The following is a 1,112-nucleotide window of genomic DNA, read 5'->3' as shown; positions in this document are numbered from 1 at the left end:
GATCCTCGCGGGGTCCGCCACCGTCTGGCCGCGGTGCTCGCACCGCGCCGCGTGTGCTGTGCTGGCCGGGGCGACGTCGCTGCTGGCGGTCGGCGAGTGGACCGCCGACGCCCCGGCGCACGTACTGGAACAGGTCGGTGCCCGCCCTGATCCGCTGTTTCCCAGGCGGCCGTTGCCTTCCGAGACGACGGTGCGCCGGCTGCTGTCACACATCGACGGTGACGCGCTGGACCGAGCGGTCGGGCATTGGCTCGCGGACCGCCGCCCGAACGCGACCGGCGCCGCCGTCCTGCGCGGCCTGGCCGTGGACGGCAAGAGCCTGCGCGGCGCGGCCAGGGCGAACGGCCGGAAGATCCACCTGCTCGCGGCGCTGGAACACGCCACCGGCCCCGTCCTCGCTCAACTCGACGTGGGCGAGAAGACCAACGAGATCACCTGCTTCCAGCCACTGCTGGACACCGTCGCCGACTTGGCCAAGGTCGTGGTCACCAGCGATGCGATGCGATGCACACCCAGCGCGAGCACGCCGACTACCTCCTGGACCGAGGCGCCCACTACATCGTGATCGCCAGAGCCAACCAGAAGAAGCTGCGCAAACAGCTGAAGTCCCTTCCCTGGAACGACATCCCGCTCCAGGGCCGCACCAAGGGCATCGGCCACGGCCGCTCGGAGATCCGCCGGATCAAGGCCGCCACCGTCAACAACCTGCTCTTCCCCGGAGCCCGCCAGGCCATCCAGATCAAGCGCCGCCGCACCGACGTCAAGACCGGCAAGTCCACCGTCAAGACCGTATACGCCGTCACCCGCCTGACCGCCGAACAGGCCACCCCGCCCCAGCTCGCCCGACTCGTCCGCGACCACCGGAAGATCGAGGCCCTGCACCACGTCCGCGACACCACCTTCGCCGAGGACGCCTCCCAGCTCCGCACCGGCAACGCACCCCGCGCGATGACCACCTGGCGCAACCTCGCCATCGGAGTCCTTCGGACAGCCGGAGTGAAGAACATCGCGGCCGGCCTCCACCACAATGCCCGCGACCCACGCCGCCCCCTCGCACTCCTCGACCTCAGATGATCACGAACCGGACGTCACACGACTACGCCAAAGCCCTG

Annotated in this window: 2 protein-coding genes; both read left to right on the top strand. The window is 70.1% G+C overall.

All coding sequences use genetic code 11. The features are described 5' to 3' along the window. A partial coding sequence (locus ACZ53N_RS37485; protein WP_469145150.1) for an ISAs1 family transposase occupies positions 1–565 on the top strand: 565 nt, incomplete at its 5' end. Next, positions 505–1,074: an ISAs1 family transposase gene (locus tag ACZ53N_RS37480; RefSeq protein ID WP_469145149.1), complete on the top strand. Its 570-nt coding sequence runs from the start codon at positions 505–507 to the stop codon at positions 1,072–1,074. The genes ACZ53N_RS37485 and ACZ53N_RS37480, both read left to right, overlap by 61 nt. Positions 1,075–1,112 lie beyond the last annotated feature (38 nt).

The organism is Streptomyces sp. NPDC033229, assembly GCF_055576875.1.
This window is presented reverse-complemented; position numbering and strand designations above follow the sequence as displayed.

What these genes read in the sequence shown, in the direction of transcription:
- ACZ53N_RS37480 (WP_469145149.1), top strand. Translation starts at nt 505, where the DNA reads ATGCACACCCAGCGCGAGCACGCCGACTACCTCCTGGACCGAGGCGCC.